Here is a 25,823-nt window from a genome sequence, read left to right on the forward strand (position 1 = left end):
TTTCCCAGAGCGATCTGCCGATGACCACGCCCGTGGCGTTCGTCCACGGGCAGCCGATGACAGAGATGCCGCACGATCTCTTCATCCCGCCGGACGCGCTGGAAGTGGCGCTGGAGTCGTTCCAGGGGCCGCTCGATCTGTTGCTCTACCTGATCCGCCGCCACAATCTCGACCCGCTCGATATCCCGATGGCGCAGCTCACCCTGCAGTACATCGGCTATATCGAAGCGATGCAGCAACACCGCATGGAGCTGGCAGCCGAATATCTGTTGATGGCGGCTGTGCTGATCGAGATCAAATCACGCATGCTGCTGCCGCGTCCGCCCAAACAGGGCGAAGAGGTGAGTGACGAGGATCCGCGCGCCGAACTGATGCGCCGCCTGCTCGAATATGAACAGATGAAGCTGGCCGCGCACAAACTGAACGAGATGCCGCAGGCCGGTCGCGACTTTGAGCTGGTGCAAGTATTGATCGAACGCACCGTGGTGGAACGCCTGCCCAATGTGACCGTGGATGACCTGCGCACCGCATGGTTGGCCTTGCTCACGCGCGCCAGGGTACATGCCAGCCACAAGGTCAGACGCGAGGAGCTTTCAGTGCGTGAACAGATGACCAAAGTGCTGCGCCGCCTGCGCGATGCCGATTTCGTCCCGTTCGAGGAGTTGTTCGAACCGGAAGAGGGCATCCCGACCATGGTCGTCACCTTCATCGCCATCCTCGAGCTGGCCAAAGAGACACTGATCGAGATCACACAAACCGAGTCATTGGGGAACATCTATGTCCGAACCTGTCGCGCCATCACAGCAGAATGAAGAAGAGATCGTGACCGAGGAAGCGTTGGTGGAATCACCATCCTTCCCGGTGCTGACCGAAGAGGTCGGCGGAGAACTGGCGGCAGTGAATATGGATATGGCGCAGCTCAGACGCATCTTCGAAGCCGCCTTGCTGACCACGCAGGAACCCTTGTCCCCGGCCGAGTTGAAGCGGCTGAGCGGGGTGGCGCTGGAGACCCGTCAGGTCGAGGTGCTGATGCAGGAACTGGGTGAGAAATATGCCGACAGCGGCATCGAACTGACCCGCGTCTCCAGCGGCTGGCGCTTCCGCGCACGTCCCGAGATGCAGGAATTCCTGGATCGCCTGGATCCGCAGCGGCCGCCGCGTTATTCGCGTGCCGTGATGGAGACGCTGGCCATCATCGCCTACCGCCAGCCGGTGACGCGCGGCGACATCGAGGATATCCGCGGCGTGGCCGTCTCTTCGCAGATTTTGAAGACGCTGGAAGGTCGTAGCTGGATCGAGGCCATCGGTACCCGCGATACACCGGGCAAACCGGCGCTGTATGCCACCACCCAGCAACTGCTGGACGACCTCAATCTGCGCAGCTTGAGCGAACTGCCCGCGCTGGAAGAGATGGGCAGCCTGATAGACCAGAGCGGCGATTCGCGCGACTGATGTCTGACCTCAAGCGCATCAGTTCGCGCGACAACGCTTTCTTCAAGTCATTACTCAGACTGACCAGCTCGTCCCGTGAACGCCGCGATGCGGGGCAGACCCTGCTGGACGGCCCGCACCTGCTGCGTGCCTGGCTGGATAGCGGGCGACTTCCCGCGCATATCCTGATCAGCCCACTCGCCCTGGAAGATACCGAGATCAGTCGCCTGCGCGCCGATTGCCCAGATGTCCCTTGTACCCTGCTCGATGAAACCTTGTTCAAGCAGCTCTCCGGACTGAAGACCCCGAACGGCCTGCTGGCGCTGATCGACATCCCGCAACCCGATCCTGCTCGATCGAACAACTTCGCATTGCTACTGGAGGATGTTCAGGATCCAGGCAATCTGGGCTCCATCTTGCGCAGTGCGGCCGCCGCAGGATGTGATGCTGTCTATCTGTCACAAGGCTGTGCCGATGCCTGGTCACCGCGCGTGTTACGGGCGGCGATGGGTGGGCACTTTGTGCTTACAATCAATGAGTCAAGCGATCTTCTTGATATCGCCTCGCGCTTTGATGGCAGTCTTTTTGCCTCCTCGTTGGAGGCGAATATGTCGCTATACGAGTGCGACCTGCGCGGCAAGATCGCCTTTGCCGTCGGTAACGAAGGGGCGGGTTTGTCAGCCGAGCTGCAGGACAAGGCGCAGCAGCGTTTCATCATCCCGATGCCGGGTAAGGTGGAGTCGTTGAACGCTGCGGCCGCCACGGCAGTTTGCCTGTTCGAGGCGGCTCGCCAGAGACGTTAACGCTTCAAGCCGGTCAGGTGTAGCAGGGTGGTGGCGATCTCTTCCACCGAGATGGTAGTCACATCGAGAATGGGAATCCTGGCCTGCTGCATCAGATCTTCAGCCTGCAATATCTCCTTGCGGCAATTCTCCAATGAGGCATATCGACTGTTGGGCATGCGCTCGGCACGGATCTGGCTCAGGCGCTCAGGCTGGATGGTCAATCCGTACAATTTTCCGGTCAATGGTTTGAGCGCTTCCGGCAATGCATGCTTCTCGAAATCTTCCGGCACCAATGGGTAGTTCGCGGCAGAGATGCCGAACTGCAAGGCCAGATAGAGAGAAGTCGGCGATTTTCCGCAACGCGATACTCCGACGAGGATGATGTCCGCCTTCCCCAGGTCGCGCGTGACGCCTCCGTCATCGTGGTTCAGCGCGTAGTTCACCGCATCCATGCGTTCGTTGTAATACATGCCGGTCTGGTGCGAACGCCCGATGGCATGGGAAGAAGGCATACCCAACTCGTTCTCCAGTGGCACGATGAAACTCTCGAACAGATCGAGGATGAGTGCATCGCATTCTTCGATGATGTCGTGGATCTCCGGCACGATCAGGGTGCTGAACACGATGGGGCGTTGCCCGTCGGTCAGTGCGGTCTGATTGATACGTTGCACCGCCTCGCGCGCCTTCTCCGCAGAATCGACGAAGGGCAGGGTGATGCGCGCGAACTCTATCCCTTCGAATTGGGATAACAGGCTGCGCCCCAGTTTTTCCACCGTCAGACCGGTGCGGTCCGATACGAAGAAGGCGGTACGTTTCTGACTCATTCGATCCTCTTCCAATAGTGGCGTCAGGCGGACTGCCGACGCAGATACGCTTCCAGATCATTTGCCGAGAGCGGTTTGCTGAAGTAATACCCCTGAACCTCGTCACACCCTTGCAAGCGCAGATAAGCCAGTTGGCCAGCCGTCTCCACCCCTTCAGCGATGGTGTGCATGCCCAGGCTGCTGGCCAGATTGATGATTGCGGTGACGATGGCCTTGTCTTCCGGATCGTCGGTCAGGTCGCGCACGAACGACTGGTCGATCTTGAGCTTATAAACCTTGAAGCGCTTGAGATAGCTCAGAGAAGAGTATCCCGTGCCGAAATCGTCGATGGACATGCGTATGCCCAGCCCGTGCAGCTTGTCCATCATCACCACGGCGGCTTGCGGATCGTCCATCGCAACGGCTTCGGTCAGTTCCAGCTCCAGATGCTCCGCTGCGAGTCCGGCTTCATCCAGGATACGCGTGACCAGTTCCGGCAGCGCAGGCTGGCGGAATTGGATAGCTGACAGATTGACGGCGACGATCATGGAGGGCAGGCCGGAATCGAGCCAGATTTTCATCTGTCTGGTCGCCGTACGCAACACCCATTCACCGATGGGAATGATCATGCCGCTTTCCTCTGCCAGCGGGATGAACTCGGCTGGGGAGACCGGCCCCAGTTCGGGGTGGTTCCAGCGCAGCAAGGCTTCCACACCGATGACGCGGCCATCGAGCAAAGAGACCTGCGGCTGATAGTGCAGATGCAGTTCATCTCGCGTCAGCGCCTGGCGCAAGGCATTGAGCAGCTGCATGTTGCGCACAGAGTGCACCTGCATCTCCTGTGTGAAGTAACAATAGCCGTTACGGCTGCCCTGTTTGAGGCGGTTCATCGCGGTGTCGGCGTGCTTCAGCAGCTCTTCGGCAGACAGGCCGTCATCCGGATAGAGGGCGATACCGATTGAAGCGGTATCGGTCAACTCGTGCTGCTCAATGAAACAGGGCTGCCTGACCGCTTCCAACAGCTTGCTGGCGACCAGTGCCGCCGCATCCACATCAGCCCCCGGGAACAGCAGGATGAACTCATCGCCGCCAAGACGGGAAACGGTGTCTTCTTCCCGCACGGTATGTTTCAGCCGTCGTGCGATCTCGACCAGATATCGGTCGCCTATGCTGTGCCCCAGCGTATCGTTGATGTTTTTGAACCTGTCCAGATCGAGGAACATCACGGCCAGCTTTTCGCGGTTCCGCTGGGCAAAGCCGAGCGCGTAGCTGAGGTGCTCGTTCAGCTGGCTACGGTTGGGCAAGCCCGTCAAAAGGTCGAAGTTGGACAATTGCAGGATGCGCGCCTCATTGTGCTTCCTGTTGGTGATGTCCTCCTTGACCGCAAGATAGTGGGTGATACGCCCATCCGCCTGGCGCACGGGCGACAGTGTCGCCGCTTCTATATAGATAGAGCCGTCCTTGCGCTTGTTGGTCAGTTCGCCATGCCAAGCCTCGCCTGCGGTGAGGCGCGCCCACATATCGTTGTAGGTCTCCTTCGGTGTCTGACCTGACTGCAGGAAACGCGGGTTCTTGCCTCTGATCTCATCCAGCGTGTAGCCGGTGACGCTGGTGAATGACTGGTTGGCATATTCGATGCAGGCATCCAGATCAGTGATGATGATCATATTCGGGCTCTGCTCGACCGCCAACGACAGTTTGAGCAGGGATGACTCCGTTTGGCGCAGATGCGAGATATCGCGGGTGATAGACAGGATGCAGGGCTCGCCTTTGATCTCGACACCTTTGGCAGACATGAGACCGATGATGGTGCTGCCGTCCTTCATCCTGAACTCAGCCTCAAGATTCTCGCAATAACCATCCTGTTCGAGCCGCTCGATCAGACGTTTTCTGTCTTCCAGTGAATGCCACACACTGATCTCCAGCGAAGTCATGCCGACCACCTCATCCCTGCGCCAGCCGGTGATGCGTTCGAAACCTTCGTTCACATCGATATACATCCCGTCGCGCCGGCGCGTGATGTTGACGGCATCCGGACTGGTGAAGAAGGCGGTTCGGTACAACTCGTCCTTGTCGCGTAGTTCCTGTGTGGTCCGCCTCAGGAACGCGTCATCGGCAAAGCGGTCAAGCGCAAAGCTGACATCCATCGCCATCTCCAGCAACAGATTGCTGGCGGCTTCATCGAATGCATTGATCTCTTTGGCATAGAGCGTCAGAGCCCCGACCACTTGCCCCTTGCGGTAAAGGGGGAGGGATGCCGAACTGCCCCAGCCGAAGAAAGCGCCGCGCTCGTGCCAGTGCGAAGTGGCGGGATCATGCTGGAAATCCTGACACCAGTACGGGCGTCGCTCGCGCACACAGGTCCCGGTCGGCCCGCGCCCGGTCTGTTCGTCCGCGCTGGTCGAGATCTCCAGCCCGTCAAGATATTCAGTGCCCGTTCCGAATGATGCGACCGGCTTGAGCAGCGAACCTGTATCGTCGACCAAACCGATCCAAGCCATCTCCATGCCGCCCAGTTCCACCACATCGCGACAAATGATGTCGAACAGTTCCGCCTCGTCCGTACTGCGCACGATAGCCTGGTTGCATTGACTCAGCGCGTTATAAAGATCGGTCATGCGCAGCAGCTTGCCTTCGGTCGTCTTGCGGCCGGTGATGTCGCGCGACAGGATGATGTAACTGGGCGACTGTCCCGGTGCTGCCGGCTTGCGCGAGACGGACAGCTCGAACCAGTGCTTGCCGTCGGACAGATCTAGCTCGATCTGCAGTCCGTGCGAATAACCTTTCTCCCGCGCTTCGGCGATCGCATGCGCGCAGATCTCCGCAGTCTGCGGCGGAAATACTTCACTCAATCGCTTCCCGATGAAGAATTCCGCGGGCATCGCCAGCAGCTCGGTGCGCGGTGAGTGATAGTCCAGATAACGGCCCTCGTCATCGACCTCGAACAACAGATCGGGCAAGGCATCGAGGGTCGATTGCAACTGGGTCTTCGTATCGCGCAGGAAGCGGGTGCGTTTCTTCAGCCGGCTACGCAGCACAAGGGCCACGCCCGAGGTCGTGAGCAGCAAAGCAAGGATAAAAGCCAGCGCCTGCTTGATATAGGCAGGGATGATATGCGTAGGCTCCGGTGCCCCCCAGTGTCTGAGTGTGCGGTAATAGACCGAGTCCTGATCTGCCTTCCAGCCGCCGAGGTGCCGATCTATGGCCTGCAGCAGGTCAGCATTGCGCCCTTGTGCAGTCACATAGAACAGGCGGGCGGGATTGAAATAGATCCCCGTGTCGCGCAGGCCATAGCGGCCTGCGTGGAATTCTCCGAAATGATGATTGGTGATGACGGCATCCGCCTTGCCGGACTGCGTCAACTGGAACGCTTCCTCATAACTGCGTGCAGGAATGATATTTGCGTTGATACCGAAGTTGCGCATCATCGACGCCAGCAATTCCTGCTGCACGCCACCATCCAGTACGGCGATACGTTTCCCCTCCAGATCAAGGATGGAAGTGATGTGCGTGGTGTCGTTGGCAAAGACCTGGCTCCAGCTATGCAGCACCGGCGTGTCATGGAAATCCAATCCATCGTCGCGCCCCTCGGTAAAGGCGACATCCGGCATCAGATCGAGTTTGCCTTCGTGCAAGGCCTGCAGACAGGCATGCCATTCGCAGGGGACGTAGATCGGCTGCCAATCTTCTTGCTTGGCGATCTCCTCGATCACTTCGACCATGATGCCGGAAGCCTTGCCATCCGCCATGGTGAATATCTTGGGAGGATTCTCATACAGGCCGATCCGTATCTGTCTGGATTCGGCCTGGGCGCTGCCTATCGACAAGACGGCGGCGAACAGAGCCGACACGATTCTGAGAACGTGTGGATGGCGAAAGATATTGCCTGCGATCTCCTGCATGAAAAACATGTGGATGGCGCTGCGCTTTCAGGGTGTGGACCGGGAATCAGTCTATACGGTCTTGTTGCAGGCGAAAACAAAAAAAACCGTCCACATGTGACGGTATGTATTTGGCGGAGAAGGCGGGATTGTTCAGGTTTCGCGTTGCCACGGCGCAACCCTCATCCCGCAAATGAAAAGACACCCTTGCGGATGTCTTGACTTGTCTGGCGGAGAGGGCGGGATTCGAACCCGCGGTGGGATGTTATCCCACACACGCTTTCCAGCCGGGTAATTTCACGCCCTGAAACCCATTGGAAATAGGTTTTTCGAAGCTGTGCTAGGTTGAAAAGAGAGTATTTGGCACATTTTTGGCACAGCGAGGCGCATCTATGGCAACTATCCGAAAAAAAGGTCCTTATCAGTGGCACGTTCAAATTCGTCGCAAGGGATTCCCGACTGCAACGAAAACATTTGAAACGGAAGACGCGGCAATCAAGTGGTCGCGCGACATCGAATCGAAGATGGATAAAGGTATTTACTTCAATCGATCAGAAGCGGAACGAACCACCCTAGGCGATCTCATCGACACATTCCTGAAGGAGCATGCCCCTTTCCAATACAAGCGACGCGAGGACGGCAAAGAGGCTTACAAATTCCAATGCGCACACCTCAAGAAGCGCCTCGGAAAATATTGTCTGGCCGCTATCGATCAACGTGTGGTGGCGCAATATCGAGATGATCGTCTGGCTGATATGTGGCGCGGCAAACCGATTTCAGGCAGCACCGTAAAAAAAGAACTGAACATGCTGAGCAAGCTCATGGGATTTGCGGAAATCGAGGAAGGCATTGATCTACCTCGCGGCAATCCTGTGAGAAAGGTTCGCATGCCGAAAGATTCTGCAGGACGCGACCGGCGCCTGACTGAAAATGAATGGGAACGTCTGGAAATTGAGTGCCGCGCCAGTCGCAATCGCAGCTTGTGGCCATGTGTCCAACTCGCTGTTGCACTAGGGGCCCGCCAAGGTGAACTTCTTAATCTGCAGTGGAAGGATGTCAATAAAAAGCGCCGTGTGGCATTGCTGCGCGAAACGAAGAACGGAGAAGACCGACCGGTTCCTTTGTCCAGCCAGGCACTTTCGATACTAGAAAGCCTGCCCATACATATAAACAGCGGAAAGGTATTCAATCTTGGACGCATGACGCTATACCATGCGTTCATTGCCGCAGTTAAGCGCGCAAAAATCAACGATTACACTTTCCACGACTTAAGGCATGAAGCACTGTCCAGGTTATCGGAACGCGGTGACCTCTCAATGCTTGAGATTGCCAGTATTTCTGGGCACAAGACATTGAAGATGCTTCAACGTTACACGCATCTTCATGCCGAAAAACTGGCGCAGAAATTAGGGTAGGGCGTGGGAAATATAAGACGAAAAAAGTTGTTGAAAGGTGTTGACATGTACGCCGAGAATTAAGAATATAGCTACCGTCGATTTTCGCCTCGACATAGATTTACCCCAAGAATCACCCAAAAGAAATACCCAATTCATCAAAATCCCCGTCTCATCAGATGGGATTTACAAAGGTACTCCGGTCCTTGCGATTGGTTATCTAACATCTCGTGGGTCTGCATAAACCCACGAGAAGCCTAAAGCTGCAGCAGCTTGCTACAACCAAGTTGCGTGCTCCCCAAATCAGTCCGTCTTAAATTCTCGGCGGCGATTCTAATCAAGAATCAATTTCTGACTTCCTCCCGCGGCGCTGGGCGGTTGCATCCATTCTGCAAATCGAATTTGTCGAATTCAAAGTGCGAAAAATATTTTCCGCGCGGCGCCGCGCGCACGTCCAATTTTTTAGGAGTGCGGCATGAACAAACATCCGAACAAGAATCAACCGATGTCATATATATCGGCAGCAAACCTGCGCCCCGATTTTCTTCAGAATCGAGTTCTATTAACACGTGTTGAAGCTGGGTTTGCCTGTGGCTGGGCAAAACAGACGGTCTACAACAAAATCTACAACGATGAATATCCCATCCCGACCGTCGAATTTGGCGGCAGGCCGATGGTGAGGGTCGTTGATCTTCTTGAGTATATTAAGAACTTACGACCGCATCTTGCAGCTGCATCAGTTGATGCGCGCCGAGTTGGCCACCCCACAAAGGCTGAATCAATTAGCCGCAAGGTGGAAAATTCGGAGGCGACAAAATGAGGCCCCTGAGTTTTTCCGACGAAATTGTAGATGGCGATATGAAGGTATCAGCGATCCAACCTCATAGCGACGAGCTCGAAGAGGTGGCGGCCCGTGAAGTGGCCAGACTGAGAATTATCGATGCACTACGCTCAATCTTTTCACTGCGATATGTCCATTCAAAATCGAGACTTGACCGTGCTTTGTCTGCTCTGCAGAAGGAAGAGGTAGCTTCTTCATTTGCGCTTTTCGGACTCGATGCGAAAGCATTCGCAGAGCTAACAGAATCTCATGTTCGCCGACTCGGAACGACACGCCCTAATGACTGGTGGAGAAACAATGGGGTAGGCCGCCCGAAAATGGACGCAAAATGCTGAACAGTCATGATGTTCATTTCGCTCTCGATCAACTATTAATTCGCCCAGTCGCATTCTTCCCGGTCTTTGCAAAACTTGGAGGCAGTGTGAATGCAGGAGTAATGCTGTCGCAACTTTGGTACTGGTCTGCTGGCCGAACGAAAAATGAGGAGGGCTGGATCTGGAAAACGGCGCCCGAATGGTTTACTGAGACAGCGCTGACCGTATCTGAGGTAGAGGGAGCTCGAAAGAAATTAATCGAGCGAGGGCTTATCCACTATAAGCGAGCCGGGATTCCGGCCAAGCCTTACTACAGACTCGACAAGCAAGCTATCTTGGAGGCCATTTATGCGCTGCGGGTCCAGGATTCCAGTTCGCCCAATTGTGGCAAACAAGGTGCAGCAGTTTAGGAAAACAAGTCTGGTCAGAAGCCTGTGCCTTGTCCGCCAAAAAGCGAAAAACATAATACAGACACCACAGCTTAGATTACTTCAGACACCACCACAGGTATCTAGGCGAATCAACGAATCATGTTATTCCCCGGTTCGTTTTGAGTGGATGGTTGAGGAAAGAGAAGGGGTGGCACCGGATGCAAGCCTAAAGCTGTTCCGCCTTCCTTTGGCCAGAATGTCTGATGCGTTTCCGCTCCCCTCGAAGAGAGCAAGTACAGCAGCGGCCTCATAATTCGTTCGGGCTTTATGCCTGATGCACATCAACTGCAAGTCAAACGCTTCTGCCCTCGGCACTTCGAACTGCATACAAAGCTGATCGAATTCATCGCAGGACAAAGTCCACGGCTGATTGAACAGGAGGTGTTTATTGCGCTCCAGCTCAGTTTTGCCGCCATCAATGACTTTGAATGGTGTGGAACATGGCTTGTTCATGAGTTCAGTCTAGCATCATGGTAGCGGCTTACCCCTGTTTGATGCACCTTGCCGGCACAACCATTTACAATGGAGCCCCCGCAGTGCCACGTCGGTTACAGAACATCAGCCAGACACGAGCGATAAATATAAATACAGGCAAGAAGCCTCATGAATGCAGTAGAAATCGAACAGGCAATTTCCGAACTTGCGCTCCAGCCCTTTGATGCGGCGGAATTCCCGTTCGCCTTTTTGGCTGCTTTTGGCAACAAGGAAACCACCCTCAAGCGCCTGCGCATGGGCAATAGCAACAAATCAGATGTGCCTGGTGGCGTGCTTCAGAACAACAACATCCACCTTGCCGTGTGTGAAGCGGGCCAAGTGAGCGACACGCTCAAGGCGTTGCGCACCAGCTCGGCCACCGCCAAAGCAAAAGCCAAATATATCCTCTCCACCGATGGGCAGATGCTGGAAGCCGAAGAGTTGACCGGCGGCGAAACTGTCGCCTGCGCTTACGAAGACTTTCCGAACCATTTTGGATTCTTCCTGCCGCTGGCAGGTATCTCCTATCCCAAGGAGATCAAGGACACCGAGTTAGATAGGCGCGCCACTGCGCGGTTGAACAAACTCTACGTTGAACTGTTGCGCGAGAACCCAGACTGGGCTACTGCCGAGCGTCGCCATGACATGAATCACTTCATGGCGCGTCTGATTTTCTGTTTTTTCGCTGAAGACACAGGTATTTTCAACGTCAATGGCCTGTTCACCAAGATTGTGGAGCAAATGAGCGAGCGCGACGGCAGCAACACTCATGGGGTTTTGTCTGAAATTTTCCGCGCCATGAACATTAAGGCAGATGAACGAGCAGCCGTTCAGCCTCGTCTGCCAAACTGGGTCAATGGTTTTCCATATGTCAACGGCGGCTTATTCTCGGGCAGTACGAACGTGCCGCGTTTCACCCGCATGGCGCGAACCTATCTCAGTCACGCGGGCAATCTCGACTGGCAGCAAATCAATCCGGACATCTTCGGCAGCATGATTCAGGCGGTGGCTGACGATGAAGAGCGTGGTGCTCTGGGGATGCACTACACCAGTGTGCCCAATATTCTCAAGGTGCTTAACCCTCTATTTCTGGATGAGCTGCGCGCGCAACTGGAAGAGGCGGGTGACAACAAGATTAAGCTATTCAATCTGCGCAAGCGTATGGCGCGTATCCGCGTGTTTGATCCGGCCTGTGGGAGCGGAAATTTTCTGGTCATTGCCTACAAGCGGATGCGCGAGATTGAGGCGGAGATTAACCGCCGACGGGGCGAGTCGCATCTGGGTAGCGAGATACCGCTGACCAACTTCCGCGGCATCGAATTGCGTGACTTTCCGGCGGAGATCGCGCGGCTGGCGCTTATCATTGCCGAGTTCCAGTGCGATGTGCTGTATCGCGGGCAGAAAGAAGCACTGGCAGAATTTTTGCCGCTGGATGCGCATAACTGGATTGTTTGCCATAACGCTTTGCAGTTGGATTGGCTTAGCGTTTGCCCCCCCACGGGTACCAGTGTGAAGTTGGTCGGTGATGACCTATTCAGTACGCCGCTCGATCAGGCGGAAATCGACTTTGCGAACGAGGGCGGTGAAACCTATATCTGCGGCAATCCGCCGTATGTCGGGTCAAATGTGAAACCGCCTAAGAACGCAACCAAGGAACAAAAGGAAAAGTTGAAAAGAGAAGCCGAATCCCGCAAGGCGGACATGAAGGCCGTCTTTGAAAATCGTACTGGCACATGGGGCACACTTGATTACGTTGCGGGCTGGTTCATGAAGGCAGTCGATTATGGCAATAGAACCAAATCTGCTGCCGCATTTGTGGCTACGAACTCCATTTGCCAAGGTCAGCAAGTGCCAGTTTTATGGCCTTTGATTATTGAGACCGGGCACCAAATCACATTCGCACATACGTCGTTCAAGTGGAAGAACTTGGCGACAAACAATGCTGGTGTGACTGTCGTGATTGTTGGTCTTTCAAGGCAACCCGGTAAAATTCGCAGGCTGTATGTCTCGGATAAGGAAGGTACGCTTACGGTAAAAGACGTTGAAAATATCAACGCATACCTGGTTCCAGCAAAAAACATCATCGTCGACAAAAGTGCGACGGCTATTAGTGAGATAGCTCCTATGACATTCGGCAATATGCCGAACGATGATGGAGGTTTGATCCTCAAGAATATAGTTGATGTAGAAGAGGCTGTGCAGCATGGTGTTCCTCATAAATTTGTTCGCCCCTTCATCGGGACGGAGGAATTTATTGAAGGGAAATTGCGCCATTGTCTTTGGATTGATGATCAGGACCACGAGGTCGCATCCAACAATCCGTGGTTGGCCAGCAGATTCTCTATTACTAAAGCGCATCGATCAGGCAGTGACCGTCTAGCCACAAATAGACTTGCTGCAGTTCCATATCGTTTTGGCGAGGTTAGGCAGACTGGCAATGAATCTGTTCTCGTAGTAGCTGGGGCATCTTCGGAAAATCGTCCATATCTTCCTGTTGGATTGATGCCGCAGGGAACCATTATTAGCAATCTGGCGTTTGGCTTGTTTAATGCTCCGCTTTGGAACATGGCACTGATTGCTTCACGCCTGCATCTAATCTGGATTGCCACTGTTTGCGGAGCACTGGAAACGCGCTACAGATACTCCAATCAGCTTGGCTGGAATACCTTCCCTGTACCACTGCTCACCGAGCAAAACAAGGCTGACCTAACCGCCTGTGCTGAAGCTATTCTACTGGCCCGCGAGGCGCATTTCCCTGACACTATCGCCGACCTGTACGACCCGGACAACATGCCGGAGAATCTGCGCCGTGCCCACGAACACAACGATGAAGTGCTGGAGCGTATCTACATCGGCCGCCGTTTCAGAAACGATACTGAACGGTTGGAAAAACTGTTTGAACTCTATACAAAAATGACTGCGGATGAGAAGTCCAAGCCTGCAATCAAGGCGACGAAAGGAAGAAAATAGTGCCCCAACCGACCGGGAATCCAACTAACGCTTATACCGTGCCGTCGGTGTCCATCACTACGGCTCGCACGGGTGCATCGAGCAAGGCCAATGCACTGGGCATGCGTGACATGCAGGAGAGAGCTTGGGCTAAGCGTGGTGAGCAATATCTGCTAATTAAATCCCCGCCGGCTTCAGGGAAGTCTCGTGCGCTGATGTTCATCGCGCTGGATAAGCTCAACAATCAGGGATTGAAGCAGGCCATTATCGTGGTGCCGGAGCGATCCATTGGAGGGAGCTTTGCAGATGAGCCATTGAGCCAGTACGGCTTCTATTGGGATTGGCAGGTGGCACCACAATGGAACCTGTGTAACGCACCAGGTGTGGATGAGCCCAAAGTGGCGAAATCCAAGGTTGAGGCTGTTCGCAAGTTTTTGGAGAGCTCCGACAAGGTGCTGGTCTGTACCCATGCAACATTCCGCTTCGCAGTTGATGAAATGGGTGTCCAGGCTTTTGACGGTCGACTGATTGCGATTGACGAGTTCCATCATGTTTCCAGTGACCCAGACAGCAAGTTGGGAAGTCAGTTGGGGGCATTCATTGCTCGCGACAAGGCACATATCGTTGCCATGACCGGCTCGTATTTCCGGGGCGACAGCGTAGCGGTACTGGCGCCGACGGATGAGGCGAAATTCGAGACTGTCACCTACACTTATTACGAGCAGCTCAACGGTTACAACTGGCTAAAGTCGTTAGATATCGGCTACTTCTTTTACACAGGGCGGTATGTCGAGGCGGTCGAGAAGGTGCTAGACCCTCGGCTTAAAACCATCGTCCACATTCCCAATGTCAATGCTCGCGAAAGCCTGAAAGATAAGGAACGCGAAGTAAACGAGATCATGCACTCGCTGGGTGAATGGAAGGGTATAGACCCCGCTACCGGTTTTCATCAGATTCAAACAAGCGAAGGCCGTCTGTTGAAAGTGGCTGACTTGGTAGACGACAGTGACTTGGCCCAGCGTTCTAGCGTATTGGCTGCGCTGAAAGACCCGGCGCAAAAGAATAATCGTGATTATGTGGACATCATCATTGCACTAGGCATGGCGAAGGAAGGCTTCGACTGGATTTGGTGCGAGCACGCTTTGACCATCGGCTACCGTAGCAGCCTGACCGAGATCGTGCAGATCATTGGCCGTGCGACCCGAGATGCCGAAGGCAAGGAACGAGCGCGATTCACCAATCTGATTGCCGAACCCGCAGCCGAACAGGGGGCTGTGGCAGAGGCTGTGAATGACATGCTGAAAGCGATTTCCGCGAGCCTGCTAATGGAGCAGGTGCTGGCGCCACGCTATGAATTCACGCCAAAGAACAGCGGGCCGAAGGTAGGCTTTGATTATGGCGAGGGCGGCTACCAGGAGGGCGGCCACAATATCGGCGTGAACAAGGATACCGGACAGATTCATCTGGAGATTAACGGGCTGGCGACACCGCACAGTTCCGAAGCCACGCGCATCTGCAAGGAAGATTTGAACGAGGTCGTCACCAGTTTCTTGCAAGAGAAAACCGTTCTGGAGCGTGGCTTGTTCGACAAAGAAAACACTTTGCCTGAGGAGCTGACTCAGTTGCATATGGGCAAGATCGTGCGCGAGCGTTACCCAGAATTGAGCGAAGCCGATCAGGAAGCCATCCGCCAACACGCCATTGCAGCCATGAACATCACCCAGCAGGCAAAGCTGGCCTTGGCCCAAGCCGACGCAGAAGGAACTGTCCAAGGGAGTACAGCTTTACTCGATGGCGTGAAGAAATTCATTAATGTGCGAGATTTGGATATTGACCTGATTGATCGCATCAATCCTTTCGATGCGGCTTATGCTGTGCTGGCAAAGGCAATGGATGAGAAATCACTGCGTCAGGTACAGGCCAGCATTGCCTCCAAGAAGGTGAGCATTTCGCGAGAAGAAGCTGTTGAGCTTGCAAATAGAGCTAGGAGTTTTAAGAGGGAGCGTGGTCGACTCCCAGATATAAACTCTGCTGATGCATGGGAAAAGCGAATGGCTGAAGGAGTGGCCGCCTTCCTTCGATACAAGTCACAAGAGCAAGCTAAAGAAAAAGGTGGAGCTTCAAATGGGCGAAATTGATGAAGACGAACTGCTTGCCGACCTAGAGCTTGAAGTAAAACCACTTAGTTCAGCCAGCCACACGCCTCGCGAGCAACGCATCATTGCCGGATTTGAGGACATCCTGCGTTTTTACGAAGCTCATGGCCGAGCCCCCCAACATGGAGAAAACAAGGATATTTTCGAGCGCCTATATGCAGTGCGCTTGGATCAGCTACGGAAACTGCCAGAAGCCAAAACGTTGCTTGCTGAACTGGATACTCCAGGACTGCTGTTAGGTGCTGTGGCAACCCAAGTGAATGTGGATGGGATGGATGAGGATGCCCTGTTGGCCGAGCTGGGGGTAACTGATGGTATTTCCGGGCAGGGCGACATTACAGTGCTGCGTCATGTCCGCCCCTACGCCGAAATCAAGGCTGCAGAGGAAATTGCCAATCGGACACCCTGCAAGGATTTCAATCATTTTGAGGAATTGTTCAAAGAAGCGAAATCTGGCCTCAAAGACGGTTCATGGTTTACCAAACCTTTTGGCAAGGATGCCAGTATTGAAGTGGGCGACTTTTTCATCGTCGGCGGGTTGATTGCCTATATTGCGGAGATGAAAAAGGGTTCCATAACCAAAGACGGTCGTGATAACCCACGCCTGCGTGTCATCTTCGATAATCAAACGGAAGCGGATTTGCTACTTCGTTCTCTCGTTCGCTCGCTTTACCCAGATGGAGATACGCCAGTGGGGCGCCGCCTGATCAAGGTTGATGCTGGGCCGTTGTTTGGTGGAGTCGTCGAGCCTGATGACATCGAGTCCGGGACCATCTATGTGTTGCGGAGCCTGTCCAATCACCCTTTTATTGTCGAGCACCGTGAGCTTATACACAAAATTGGGGTAACTGGCGGTAAGGTTGAGACACGCATATCAGGTGCAGAAAATGATGCCACCTATTTGCTGGCAGATGTGGAGGTGGTGGCCACATATAAGCTGCACAATATTAATCGTGTGAAATTAGAAAATATTTTCCACCGATTATTCGAAGCTGCACAGCTTGATGTGACCATTGAGGATCGCTTTGGAAACCCAGTTAAGCCAAGAGAATGGTTCCTTGTGCCGCTTCATGTAATTGACGAAGCGGTTCAGCGGATTCTGGATGGATCTATTGCCGAAGTGGCATATGACCCAAAGAAGGCTCAGTTGGTAGGCTGATATGGCTTTGAGTTGTAGGTGCCGAGAGCGGCGCCGGATTCGAACCGGATAACGCGGCGTTTGCGCGCTTGCATCCCATTGGGAACAACCGTCTTCTGCAAGAGAAATTTACTGCTGATCGTGAGCAGGCGGGGGCTGATGCATGTTCCCCCCAGCCTAAAACGTCCGAAACGTAACCGCCTATAACGCAGCCGGATCGGGGTCGAACCGATATAAACGGCGTATCACCGTCCTGTTCCCACATCCAGACACCGACTACTTGCGAACACTATACGGCAAAGCTTTTAATAAGTGCACTGACTGAAACTCGGTGCCAAACAGACCTAGCCGGTAACTATGAGGATCGATTGTGACTTAGGCTGGAATCTATATAGCAGATTCATCCAACTCAGCGCATATTGACTTTACCCATACGTTTCATAGCTTGCGCCCGTTTCTTCTTTACCCGTTCAACCGTCCGTGGCCAATGTTCCGAATGGAACATCTCGGTTTTGATTTGATGGACTGGTGCAGCATCAAGGACATCGATTCCGTAGTTCGCGAACACGTAGATCGCGGCATCGGACAATGCCAGTTTCTGCAACCAGCCCACACGGTCTATCAGGTACCCATCAGGATCTTCCGTCATCAATTTCGCGAATTCCTCGAAAAACACCCTTGCTACCTGGACCGCGAGGCGCGCCTGCTCGATACCATTGGCATCGCGCTTGACCTGCAACTGGTACAAGTTCTCGATGCGACTTTTGAGCACCAGCGTCGGGTGTAGAACACGAATTAGGCCATATGTTGGATGCTCCATCTCAACTGCCGTTTCGCGTATTTCATTGTTGGTCAGGCCGATTAACGAACCCATGAAATCGACAAAAAGTTTGCGCCCGTCCGGTGCCCGATACGTCACGATGGCTGTATTGGGCGTATGGTCATCCATGTCGGACATTCGAAGAGTGCCATGCAGTTCTTCGGCAACGATCTTGGCGTCGTGTTTTGTGGCCAGAACATCCACATCCTTGGTGAGATAGGTTGTTTCGAGCGGAGGGATTGGGATGCTAAACCAGTCGATCCAGAAGGTTAATGATTGTCCGCCAACTAAGATAGCTGGTGAGGGTGCTTTTTGGAGTGCTTTGAAAAATAGCGGCAGGTCGTCCGGACAAAACCAGTCAAACCCATTGGCCATGAATTACCCTAGCATGCGGATGACGCGAAAATCTTTTACGTCGGCTGCAGGGATCAACCTGGCACGCTCAGCAGCTTCTTTCGGGGAAAGGTGGAGAACCATCACCTCTTTTTTGAACGCGTCTTGCCTCTTCACCTTGCTGATAAACCTGCCAGCGCCATTGGCTTTGACAAATCTCAGGGAGGAGTCTTTTTTGGGGTGAACCGATTTTAGAGCTCTTTTCACATCACCATCCTAACAAATCCAGTTCGCGTTGGAAAGGGGGGAAGGAGGGGAATGTGGACGCACCAGTCCCAGTCATCAAATCTGAGCCACCACAACTCAGAATGCAACGACAAAACAGCCATTCCGCATCAATAATTGCCGAACCAACCTTGTGACGTTCCTGATAACTCTTATTATCAGGAATTGCATTTTTCACTACTAAAACGGTAGGCAGAGCAAGGTGCCACCAAAAGCAAACCAACGCTAATTAGTCTGCTGCGTTCTGCACTACAATCTGGCTCATTACTGAGCAGAGGGTGGCAACCATGGAGAATCAACAAGAAATATTGGAAGGTGTAATGCGAACTGAGCGGTTAGCTTTTGTCATCGGCCAGTCACCCAAATACATCAGGGACGATATTGCCACCTTGCTGGAAGGGGATCAACTTCCCGGATCGTTTGGCGAACTAATCAAGCACTCGGTCGAAATGCACTCAGCCCACAAGGAATTCGAAGGTACGAACGTTGTTTCAATTTTTGGGAAGGCCGGCACTCGTTAATGTTCCACGTCCCCCAATTTCTCTGAATGAGATGATGCATATGTGCATCTGTAGATCGGTGGGCTGAAGCGTACCTACCAGAATGTACGTTGAACTATTTGCATTTTACTTTCGCCATGACTCCCCTGGTGCTAATGATTCCCCCAATATAGGTTGTATTGCTAAAACTATGAGATCCGCCAGAAAAAGTACCCGTATATCCAAGGACTGCATTAAATCCTTTATCCCTCGCTAACTTAGAGAATTCGTTGTCAATTCTTATGCGCATTTCATAGAGCTCTTTAGGTGATGCGTTATCCGTCCACTGCGCAATATGCATAGGCTCAATGTCGACAACTGCGCAGTTATTAACGGGGAAATTATCGACAGTCAGCAGTCCGTACCACTTGTCCTCAGCCCACGAGTGGCTTGAGAAGAGAATACAGATCAACGATATTAAACCTAATACCTTCGACTTCATTTTAAGCATACGTTCTACTCCCCTGAGAAAAAATTGTGGTCTTACTGCCGCTCAAAGTTGCGCTCATAGGCCCCAAATCCCGCTGTACTGAAAAAAATCACCAGTGAGAATAGGGCCCGCGAGGACGGGTGCGAATTTGTTGCTCTAAGGAAGTAACCGCACTATCAATTGCCATCTCAGTTTCGATTTGATTGCGCCTAGCTGTCACCGCTATCTGGTGGAGCATTTCCTGATGTCTGCGCTCTTCAGGCTCTAGCTTTGCCCACTTATTACGTAAAGCTTTCATTGCCTCTTCGGTTTTTTTGGCGGCTTGCATGGATTTAATACGCATTTGGGCCCAAAGTTCTTCGTGTTCTCTGGCGCTTTTCCTTGAGGCTGGCCCCCAAAAGAACAGTGCGGGGAGGTACCAGAAACAAATGATCAACGCGACGATTGCGATAGATTGTTCGGCGGTTTTGAACAGACTGAACATAGCAACTAGGCCCCACAAGACTATCGTCGGTATGGGATTTTTTATTCTGTCGCGGACACTATCCAAAACATCATCTACATATTGGACAGCGAATGATTTCGGGGAAGAGGAGGGTAACTTTGTTGAAAACAGCTTAGGTCCCTGCACGAATGCCCAACGCATCACCGATACGACACCGATAGCGCACACCGCCAACACGATAATCCCGAGAACGCTTTTCATTCTGAAATCTCCATTTATGCGAGGCTTTAATTTATCACAAATGAGAAGCAAACTCCGTGGAAACAAACGCCGCAAGAATGGATTCTTTGCGGCATGGCAAAACGTAAAGCAGCCGATCTTGGAAAATCCTCAGAGGAGCAGGATCTGCGAAGCATCCTTGCGCAAAATGTGCGTCGCATTAGGCGTGAACAGTCTCTTTCGCAGGAGGACTTGGCATTCAGGAGTGATCTGGATCGAACCTATATTTCAGCGGTCGAGCGCTGCATCTGGAATGTGTCGCTAGGGAACATCGGAAAGATTGCCGCTGCACTCAATGTCGAGCCTTGGCAATTACTGATCCCCGAAAAAGAATAAGTAACAGCATTTCTTTCTCCCCATAACCAGCCGCGGCCAGAAGGCATCCTTGATTGCTTTGTGGGCCAATTTTTGCAAATCACCCGCAGCACGGCTGTAGCGCATCTGGCAGGAAACGCGCAATCCCACAGCACTTGCAGCGCAACTCTGGTACATGACTGACATGGCCTCCCATTTTCAGAGTAACCACAGAGCAACTGTGAAGCGCTTGGCAATTTTTCCACCTGCATATTTCAAAATTTGTTTCTGAAATGCGGTTCAAATTTGAACCGCATTTTGGAGATTTACTTTTCCTGCGTGACTAGACTTTCGACAGTCAATCAAGTCGAGAGGTATCAAAGTGGGGAAGCAGCAAGCCATCAGAATCCAATCATCCGCGTTCAAACTCATTGCGTCCTTAGACCTGTTCGCAGCCTCCTTCATCAAGGACCCTCAAACAATACTGCGGAAGCGCGGACAGGCTGTCCGTTCCTTACGCAAAGTTGCATGCAGTGACATGTTCGACTTCGCCTCTGCGCAAGTTCAAACCGATTATTGATGAATTGATAGCCAAGCCGCTGCCGGAATTTTCTTCCGAAAAAAATGATGGGGCGGAAAAACTTTCCACGATTCGCACCAAGAAGTCATTGTCATAGAGCGGAAAAATATTCCACACGCAACACCATGATATTTAATGTGAAAGATTTCCGCAGATGCTGGAAGAAAATTCCTCGAGGCACTTTTATGATGCGGGCGCGGAAGGAAATTCCGCATCCGGAGGATTTTTCCGGCATGCGTTATGAAGGATTTTTCGCACTCAACCTATTGAATATACAGCGGAGAATTTTTCCGCGAGAGCCCACAAAGTGATTTGTTTTACGACCGGGATTGCCGCGCCAAAAGATAGACATCTGCGTGGATGTAAACCTGAGCTCAAACCAAAGATTTCGATGGATGTGATTTTTTACGATAGGAGCAGAAATGGACATTATTAAGGTAGCTTTGGACGGACTACAGGAAAGAGTGGAGGCATATGGCAAAGAGGCTGATTCGCTATGCAAGAGCCACTTTGAATTTGTCATGGCCAAGAACAAAAGTAAGGACTGGGATTCCAGGAGCAAGCTGTATGCGGTAACTCGAGTCAGAGGATTTGGCCTGACAATAAATTGGTACGAAGTGAACTGGTATGGTTCGAAAGCTCGTAATACCCGACGCAATGTGAAGAAACTGGTTACCAAGCCAGCGAAGAGTTACGGGTACAACTTTGCCACACTGCTAAAGTATGCCCAGCCATGGGAAATAGAGATGGTGAAAGAGATCGAGACAAAACTGGCGGAGATTCGCCGAAAGGTATCTGTTTATTCCAAAGCGCTGCTACACCTGAAGCAGGTTGAACGCCTTGAAGCCGAATGAACAAGCGCTATGCCGCCGCTACTTATGCACTAAGCTGCCAAACTAAATGAGCAGGTCGAGCTGTCCGTGTTTCGGCCTTATGTGAATCTTCACATAAGGCCGATTATGCACAGTTCTCGATTATGTGAAGTGAAGGTTGGAATCTGCACCAATCGCTGATTTTCGGTGACTCTCGCAAATTCAGACCTTCACATAATTACAGCCTCTTCAGGAAGTCGATCAGAGAATCAGGAGCCGTGTAGCGATGTATCCTGGTCTCTGGTTCGTGCAGCACGGACAAGGCATGTTCCTTCATAGTCAGATCAGCCTCGACGTAGTGATGTGTGGTGACAGGACTCTCATGGCCAAGCCAAAGTGCAATGACACTGATGTCGACGCCGGCCTGCAATAGATGCATCGCAGTAGTGTGCCTGATCGTGTGTGGTGAGATTCGTCGCTTTGCCAAATCGGGGTTGTTCTCTGTTGCAGCCACCACCGCCAATGCAAGCCTTTGGGTGACATTGTTACGTGTCATCGCATGTCCGCTACGGTTCGGCAGAAGCGGTGATGCGGCATCGAACTGCGGATTCAACCTCAACCATGCACGGACCGCCTTGACTGTCGAGCGCCATAGAGGAACGCTGCGCTGCTTGCGGCCCTTGCCATGCAGGTGGACGCAGGCGGAACCCTCATCAAGCACCACCTCACTTACCTTGATGCCCGTGACTTCCGACACGCGCGCCCCGGTGTTGTACATCAGCAGAAACAGCACATGATCCCGTTGGCTTATCCAGGACTCATCCGGCGTTCCGATCACCGCCAGCATCTCCTCGCGGGTCAGATAGCCGAACATCGGGCGCTCGAAACGTTTTACCGGGACTCCCAATGCGCGTTCGATCACTTGTAGTGATGCCACGTCGCGGTGCGCAGCAAACTTCAGGAACGACCGCAACGCCGCCAGTCGCGCATTGCGGCTGCGCACGGAATTATGTCGCTGACGTTCCAGATGATCGAGGAAGGCCATGATCATATCTGGCGTGATGTCAGCCAAGGTTATTGCGTTCGGTGATTTGCCCAGCCGAGATTCGACAAAGCCGAGGAAGAGCACAAAGCCATCACGATAGGCGGCGATGGTCTGTGCGCTGAGCGCACGCTGCTGCGTCAGATACTCGGCAAAGTAGGCTTGGACGAGTGCGGCAAATGAGGGTGGCACCTTGGATTGCTTACGCATTGCCGTCTCCCAATAGGTTGGCGAAGCACTCGAATTTGCCGCCAGCCAAGGCCATCAGTTCCGGCACGGCGGTCAGATACCAATAGGTGTAGAAGATTTCTGCGTGTCCCATATAGGTCGACAGCGCCAGCATCGTCTGATCAATGTCGGTGCCCTCGGTATGCCAGAGCATCATGCGACGGACCGCAAAGGTGTGACGTAGATCATGGAGGCGCGGCGCTGCGTGGCCGCCACGATTTACCAAATGCAAACTGTCACGCAGCATATTGAAGACGCGATGTACCTGACGACCGCTGAGAGGCTCCCCAAGTCGCCGGCCACGGCTGCTGATCAGGAATGGCATCTCAGCGATGGTGGCAACATGCCGCGCACGTTGTCGGCGGTACTTCATCAATGCGGCAACCGCAGTTGGGTGAATCGGTAACTGTCGCGACTTGGCGAACTTGGTTTGCCGGATGGTGAGCATTCCAAGCTTGAGGTCGACATCGGTATCAAGCAGATGGATGGCCTCCGAAACCCGCAGCCCAGTTGAGGCCATCAGGCCAATCAGGGTTTCATAGGTTGCCGGTCGAATACTGCCCGGAGGTCCAATCTGGCGGGCAGCTGCGAGCAATTGGACGATTTCCTCATCATGGAAGATATGGGGAGCGACACGGCCCGCCTCCGGACCGAAGACAGATTCCTCTGGAACTTCAGTTTCCGGTTCGAACTGCTTCAGGTAACGCGCGAAATGGCGAACTCTGGCAAGCCGGACAGCCCAAGTTGATGGCGTTTCATGGTGCCATTTATCATGGCGCGCCCACTCGATCATGAGATCGGCTGTCAGCGGACCATGGTGATGCCGGGCCGCAACGTAGCGGGCAAACCCAGTCAGCAGCGTATCCCGTGAACGCAGTTCGAAACCGAGGCGGTGTCGCTCGGCAAGATAATCGTTGATTCGCCGTTGCAATCCGATGCGCGTACTCATGATGCGCTCCCGGGCCACGGCAGGGCAACGGATGCCAGCTTCGGCGTGTCGAGCTTGGCGTAGATCAGTGTGGTGTTTAACGAGCGGTGGCGCAGCAGGTCGGCGACTTCCTTGAGCGAACTACCGCTTTCAACAAGGCGACACGCCAGAGTATGCCGAAGTGAATGTGCGCTGGAATGTGGCAATCCTACGCGGCAACAGGCGCGCTTGATTACCTTCTGTATCGCCATGGAGGTAATTGGATAGTCTCGCCCCTCCTTCTGACGGACGAAGATAACAGGGTTCCGGGTGGCAGGTCGCTCATGTTGCAGATAATCGGCAAGTGCCTGACCGGTTTCCATCGGCAATGGCAGGATGTCCTGACGTAGCGATTTCGTCCCTCGCAACATTACCGTGCCGGCATGCCAGTCAATGTCACTGATCATGAGATGAGCGATTTCGCCGGATCTCAATCCCATGTCCAATGCACAACGCACAATTGCGTAACCACGCTTCGGAAAGCTCAGGTCAGCAGTGAATGAATTCAGCAGGCGTTCGGCTTCTTCAGGTTTGAGAGCGCGCGGCAATGATGCCAGCTTCCAATGAACAGGATTCAGAATAACGGCGGTAAGCTTGCCTACCGGATCGCCGCAGGTCGCCCGATAACGAAAGTAGCTACGCAATGCAGATGCCAATTTCGAGGCGTTGGAATGAGTTGGGCGTGCATCCAACTGGCTGGCAAAGAAACGCCGCACATCTTCTGCTCGCAGTTCGGAAATGTTGACCGGTCGACCCGCGAATTGCTTATGAAGCAAACGTCCTACGATGCGAGTCTGCAGTCGACAGCTGCCTTCTGCCAATCCTCGTACATAGCGCAGGTGCTCTTCGAAGCTGCGCAGTTCCTCGGCAATGTGATTTGAATATGCTGCTGGTTTCCGTGCATCTGACGCGGCACGGTGCGTAGTAGCGTGGTCCATAATGGTCTCCTGAAGTGGGACCACTACTTCAGGCTACCGCAGAAATTATGTCCAGCTTACATTTGCATCAAACCCTGCAATGCCGCTTACTTCCTGCCTCTCAGCATAATTCGCACCAATGCTTCACATAATCGCGAACTGTGCATAATCGGCCATAAGAGACGATGGGGAATTGCTGAAATGGCTAATGGAGTGTTCTGAAGGTTAGTCCGCTTCACTTCCAACAGCGGACGTTCAAAACTAAACGTTTGATGGTGATCGACCGTCGCTTGCTAACCCATAAGGGACGTTTTCTGTCTCCCGATAACGGACATTCAACGTGAAGGTAAGGGGCTGCGCTTTAGCGCAGTCCCAGCCCGAAGGGCGAACTTGACCGCAGGGTTAGGGGCTTTCTCATAGGCCACTATATAACACATACCCTCTTGTCCAAACAATGCGGTGCTCTCCATCGCTCTTCCAGTAAACGTAGGCTGAAGTAGAGTAAGGCAAAAAACCGGTGCCCTCTTGAAAGAACGTGGCGCGTTGAATCGTTGAATCATTCTCACAGGGTACTTGCATCTTGAATCCCTGAGTCGTTAGCGCGGCAATCAGCAGAGCATCATCTGAGCCGGGAGGGAATTCGTCTCGAAGGCGCTGCTCTACTTCGGGGGAGCCTTTGGGGGGAACGGTAAGCACTCCCGAGATTTCACCGTTCTCGCTTCGTGACGGGCAAGCGGAGGCGAAACCACCGACTGTTGCCTTTACCAGAAGGGGCGGCTTATGCGATGTACTGCACGCGGCGAGAGTAAGACCTAACACGGTTGTTATGAATACGATGCGATGAGCGCAAAGGTAATTCATATGGTCAGCCCCTAACAGTTAGTGTAGAGACCCATGGGTCCGGACATTGATTAATAATGAGACAGACACTATTCGCACCTAGCCTTATGAGTATTTTCAGCCTTTGTATTCCCGCGTCTCTATTACTTTATTGAAAAGGAGACGCAGTTCGAGCGCAAGGAGACGCAGTTCGAGCGCATTGAGACGCAGTTCGAGCGCATTGAATCACGTCATCAAGCTTTGGCATATATGCCGATATGGCTATATCCGGCCAATATAGCCAAGTGTCGGGGGTGTAAAAGATTTTGTGTAAACGGTCATAAGGCAGGAAACTGCCATCACATTGAAAGGAGTGGAAATGACCGTATTACAGAAGAAGCCTTCGCCGGAGCTGATTGACCAATTGATGGCGGGC

At 53.2% G+C, this 25,823-nt stretch carries 22 protein-coding genes; 13 read left to right on the top strand and 9 right to left on the bottom strand.

The window, feature by feature from the left end; translation table 11 throughout:
• Positions 1–20: 20 nt before the first annotated feature.
• From ACYCZ5_RS03235 to ACYCZ5_RS03245, 3 genes are all read left to right on the top strand, one after another.
• On the top strand, positions 21–812 hold the full coding sequence (locus ACYCZ5_RS03235) for a segregation and condensation protein A (protein WP_461543364.1): 792 nt from the start codon (positions 21–23) through the stop codon (positions 810–812).
• Between the two features lie 91 nt (positions 813–903).
• A complete protein-coding gene (scpB, locus tag ACYCZ5_RS03240; RefSeq protein WP_461543365.1) occupies positions 904–1,452 on the top strand; it encodes an SMC-Scp complex subunit ScpB in 549 nt (182 codons plus the stop codon).
• Complete coding sequence (locus ACYCZ5_RS03245) at positions 1,452–2,234, top strand: TrmH family RNA methyltransferase (protein WP_461543321.1); 783 nt, start codon at positions 1,452–1,454, stop codon at positions 2,232–2,234. The genes scpB and ACYCZ5_RS03245 overlap by 1 nt, the downstream gene beginning before the upstream one ends.
• Here ACYCZ5_RS03245 and ppsR read toward each other — a convergent pair.
• Entirely contained in the window at positions 2,231–3,040 is an 810-nt protein-coding gene (ppsR, locus tag ACYCZ5_RS03250) for a posphoenolpyruvate synthetase regulatory kinase/phosphorylase PpsR (protein ID WP_461543322.1), read from the bottom strand. The two genes, ACYCZ5_RS03245 and ppsR, sit on opposite strands and share 4 nt — an antisense overlap.
• Before the next feature lie 23 nt (positions 3,041–3,063).
• Entirely contained in the window at positions 3,064–6,930 is a 3,867-nt protein-coding gene (locus tag ACYCZ5_RS03255; RefSeq protein ID WP_461543323.1) for an EAL domain-containing protein, read from the bottom strand.
• A gap of 362 nt (positions 6,931–7,292) precedes the next feature.
• Here ACYCZ5_RS03255 and ACYCZ5_RS03260 point away from each other — a divergent pair, with 362 nt between their 5' ends.
• The 4 genes from ACYCZ5_RS03260 to ACYCZ5_RS03275 all read left to right on the top strand — a co-directional run bounded on the left by ACYCZ5_RS03260 (position 7,293) and on the right by ACYCZ5_RS03275 (position 9,859).
• Positions 7,293–8,315, top strand: a complete 1,023-nt coding sequence (locus tag ACYCZ5_RS03260; RefSeq protein ID WP_461543324.1) for a tyrosine-type recombinase/integrase — start codon at positions 7,293–7,295, stop codon at positions 8,313–8,315.
• A 454-nt stretch (positions 8,316–8,769) separates the two neighbouring features.
• Complete coding sequence (locus tag ACYCZ5_RS03265) at positions 8,770–9,114, top strand: hypothetical protein (RefSeq protein WP_461543325.1); 345 nt, start codon at positions 8,770–8,772, stop codon at positions 9,112–9,114.
• Positions 9,111–9,470, top strand: coding sequence for a hypothetical protein (locus tag ACYCZ5_RS03270; protein ID WP_461543326.1), 360 nt, complete (start codon positions 9,111–9,113; stop codon positions 9,468–9,470). The genes ACYCZ5_RS03265 and ACYCZ5_RS03270 overlap by 4 nt, the downstream gene beginning before the upstream one ends.
• Positions 9,464–9,859 (top strand): hypothetical protein, encoded by a 396-nt coding sequence (locus ACYCZ5_RS03275; RefSeq protein WP_461543327.1) that lies wholly within the window; start codon positions 9,464–9,466, stop codon positions 9,857–9,859. Before ACYCZ5_RS03270 ends, ACYCZ5_RS03275 begins: the two co-directional genes overlap by 7 nt.
• Before the next feature lie 123 nt (positions 9,860–9,982).
• Here the strand turns inward: ACYCZ5_RS03275 and ACYCZ5_RS03280 are convergent, their stop codons facing one another.
• Positions 9,983–10,333 carry a hypothetical protein gene (locus ACYCZ5_RS03280; RefSeq protein ID WP_461543328.1) on the bottom strand — a complete coding sequence of 117 codons (351 nt, stop codon included), beginning with the start codon at positions 10,331–10,333 and terminating at the stop codon, positions 9,983–9,985.
• Between the two features lie 150 nt (positions 10,334–10,483).
• Between ACYCZ5_RS03280 and ACYCZ5_RS03285 the strand changes: the two genes are divergently transcribed.
• The 3 genes from ACYCZ5_RS03285 to ACYCZ5_RS03295 are packed head-to-tail and all read left to right on the top strand — an operon-like array spanning position 10,484 to position 16,618.
• Positions 10,484–13,324, top strand: coding sequence for a class I SAM-dependent DNA methyltransferase (locus ACYCZ5_RS03285; protein ID WP_461543329.1), 2,841 nt, complete (start codon positions 10,484–10,486; stop codon positions 13,322–13,324).
• Positions 13,324–15,441, top strand: a complete 2,118-nt coding sequence (locus ACYCZ5_RS03290; protein ID WP_461543330.1) for a DEAD/DEAH box helicase — start codon at positions 13,324–13,326, stop codon at positions 15,439–15,441. Before ACYCZ5_RS03285 ends, ACYCZ5_RS03290 begins: the two co-directional genes overlap by 1 nt.
• A complete protein-coding gene (locus ACYCZ5_RS03295; protein WP_461543331.1) occupies positions 15,428–16,618 on the top strand; it encodes a GIY-YIG nuclease family protein in 1,191 nt (396 codons plus the stop codon). The genes ACYCZ5_RS03290 and ACYCZ5_RS03295 overlap by 14 nt, the downstream gene beginning before the upstream one ends.
• Before the next feature lie 388 nt (positions 16,619–17,006).
• On the opposite strand, the gene ACYCZ5_RS03300 is transcribed toward ACYCZ5_RS03295, so the two are convergent.
• Together ACYCZ5_RS03300 and ACYCZ5_RS03305 are read right to left on the bottom strand one after the other, a co-directional pair.
• On the bottom strand, positions 17,007–17,792 hold the full coding sequence (locus ACYCZ5_RS03300; protein WP_461543332.1) for a hypothetical protein: 786 nt from the start codon (positions 17,790–17,792) through the stop codon (positions 17,007–17,009).
• 3 nt (positions 17,793–17,795) lie between these two features.
• Positions 17,796–18,017, bottom strand: coding sequence for a hypothetical protein (locus ACYCZ5_RS03305; RefSeq protein ID WP_461543333.1), 222 nt, complete (start codon positions 18,015–18,017; stop codon positions 17,796–17,798).
• 305 nt (positions 18,018–18,322) lie between these two features.
• Between ACYCZ5_RS03305 and ACYCZ5_RS03310 the strand changes: the two genes are divergently transcribed.
• Positions 18,323–18,556, top strand: a complete 234-nt coding sequence (locus tag ACYCZ5_RS03310; protein ID WP_461543334.1) for a hypothetical protein — start codon at positions 18,323–18,325, stop codon at positions 18,554–18,556.
• 557 nt (positions 18,557–19,113) lie between these two features.
• Here the strand turns inward: ACYCZ5_RS03310 and ACYCZ5_RS03315 are convergent.
• The gene (locus tag ACYCZ5_RS03315) at positions 19,114–19,710 is read right to left on the bottom strand and encodes a hypothetical protein (RefSeq protein WP_461543335.1); all 597 of its coding nucleotides are present in this window, start codon (positions 19,708–19,710) and stop codon (positions 19,114–19,116) included.
• Between the two features lie 93 nt (positions 19,711–19,803).
• On the opposite strand from ACYCZ5_RS03315, the gene ACYCZ5_RS03320 reads away from it, so the two are divergent.
• Together ACYCZ5_RS03320 and mobI are read left to right on the top strand one after the other, a co-directional pair.
• Positions 19,804–20,064: a helix-turn-helix domain-containing protein gene (locus ACYCZ5_RS03320; RefSeq protein WP_461543336.1), complete on the top strand. Its 261-nt coding sequence runs from the start codon at positions 19,804–19,806 to the stop codon at positions 20,062–20,064.
• Between the two features lie 960 nt (positions 20,065–21,024).
• Positions 21,025–21,456 (top strand): conjugative transfer protein MobI(A/C), encoded by a 432-nt coding sequence (gene mobI, locus ACYCZ5_RS03325; protein WP_461543337.1) that lies wholly within the window; start codon positions 21,025–21,027, stop codon positions 21,454–21,456.
• A gap of 196 nt (positions 21,457–21,652) precedes the next feature.
• Here mobI and ACYCZ5_RS03330 read toward each other — a convergent pair whose 3' ends face one another.
• From ACYCZ5_RS03330 to ACYCZ5_RS03340, 3 genes are read right to left on the bottom strand one after another with little or no spacing between them, the layout of a single operon-like run.
• Entirely contained in the window at positions 21,653–22,666 is a 1,014-nt protein-coding gene (locus ACYCZ5_RS03330; protein ID WP_461543338.1) for a tyrosine-type recombinase/integrase, read from the bottom strand.
• Positions 22,659–23,633 (bottom strand): tyrosine-type recombinase/integrase, encoded by a 975-nt coding sequence (locus ACYCZ5_RS03335; RefSeq protein ID WP_461543339.1) that lies wholly within the window; start codon positions 23,631–23,633, stop codon positions 22,659–22,661. The genes ACYCZ5_RS03330 and ACYCZ5_RS03335 overlap by 8 nt, the downstream gene beginning before the upstream one ends.
• Positions 23,630–24,589: a site-specific integrase gene (locus ACYCZ5_RS03340; protein ID WP_461543340.1), complete on the bottom strand. Its 960-nt coding sequence runs from the start codon at positions 24,587–24,589 to the stop codon at positions 23,630–23,632. The genes ACYCZ5_RS03335 and ACYCZ5_RS03340 overlap by 4 nt, the downstream gene beginning before the upstream one ends.
• Between the last annotated feature and the right edge of the window lie 1,234 nt (positions 24,590–25,823).

The sequence above is a fragment of the Sideroxydans sp. genome, assembly GCF_054604835.1.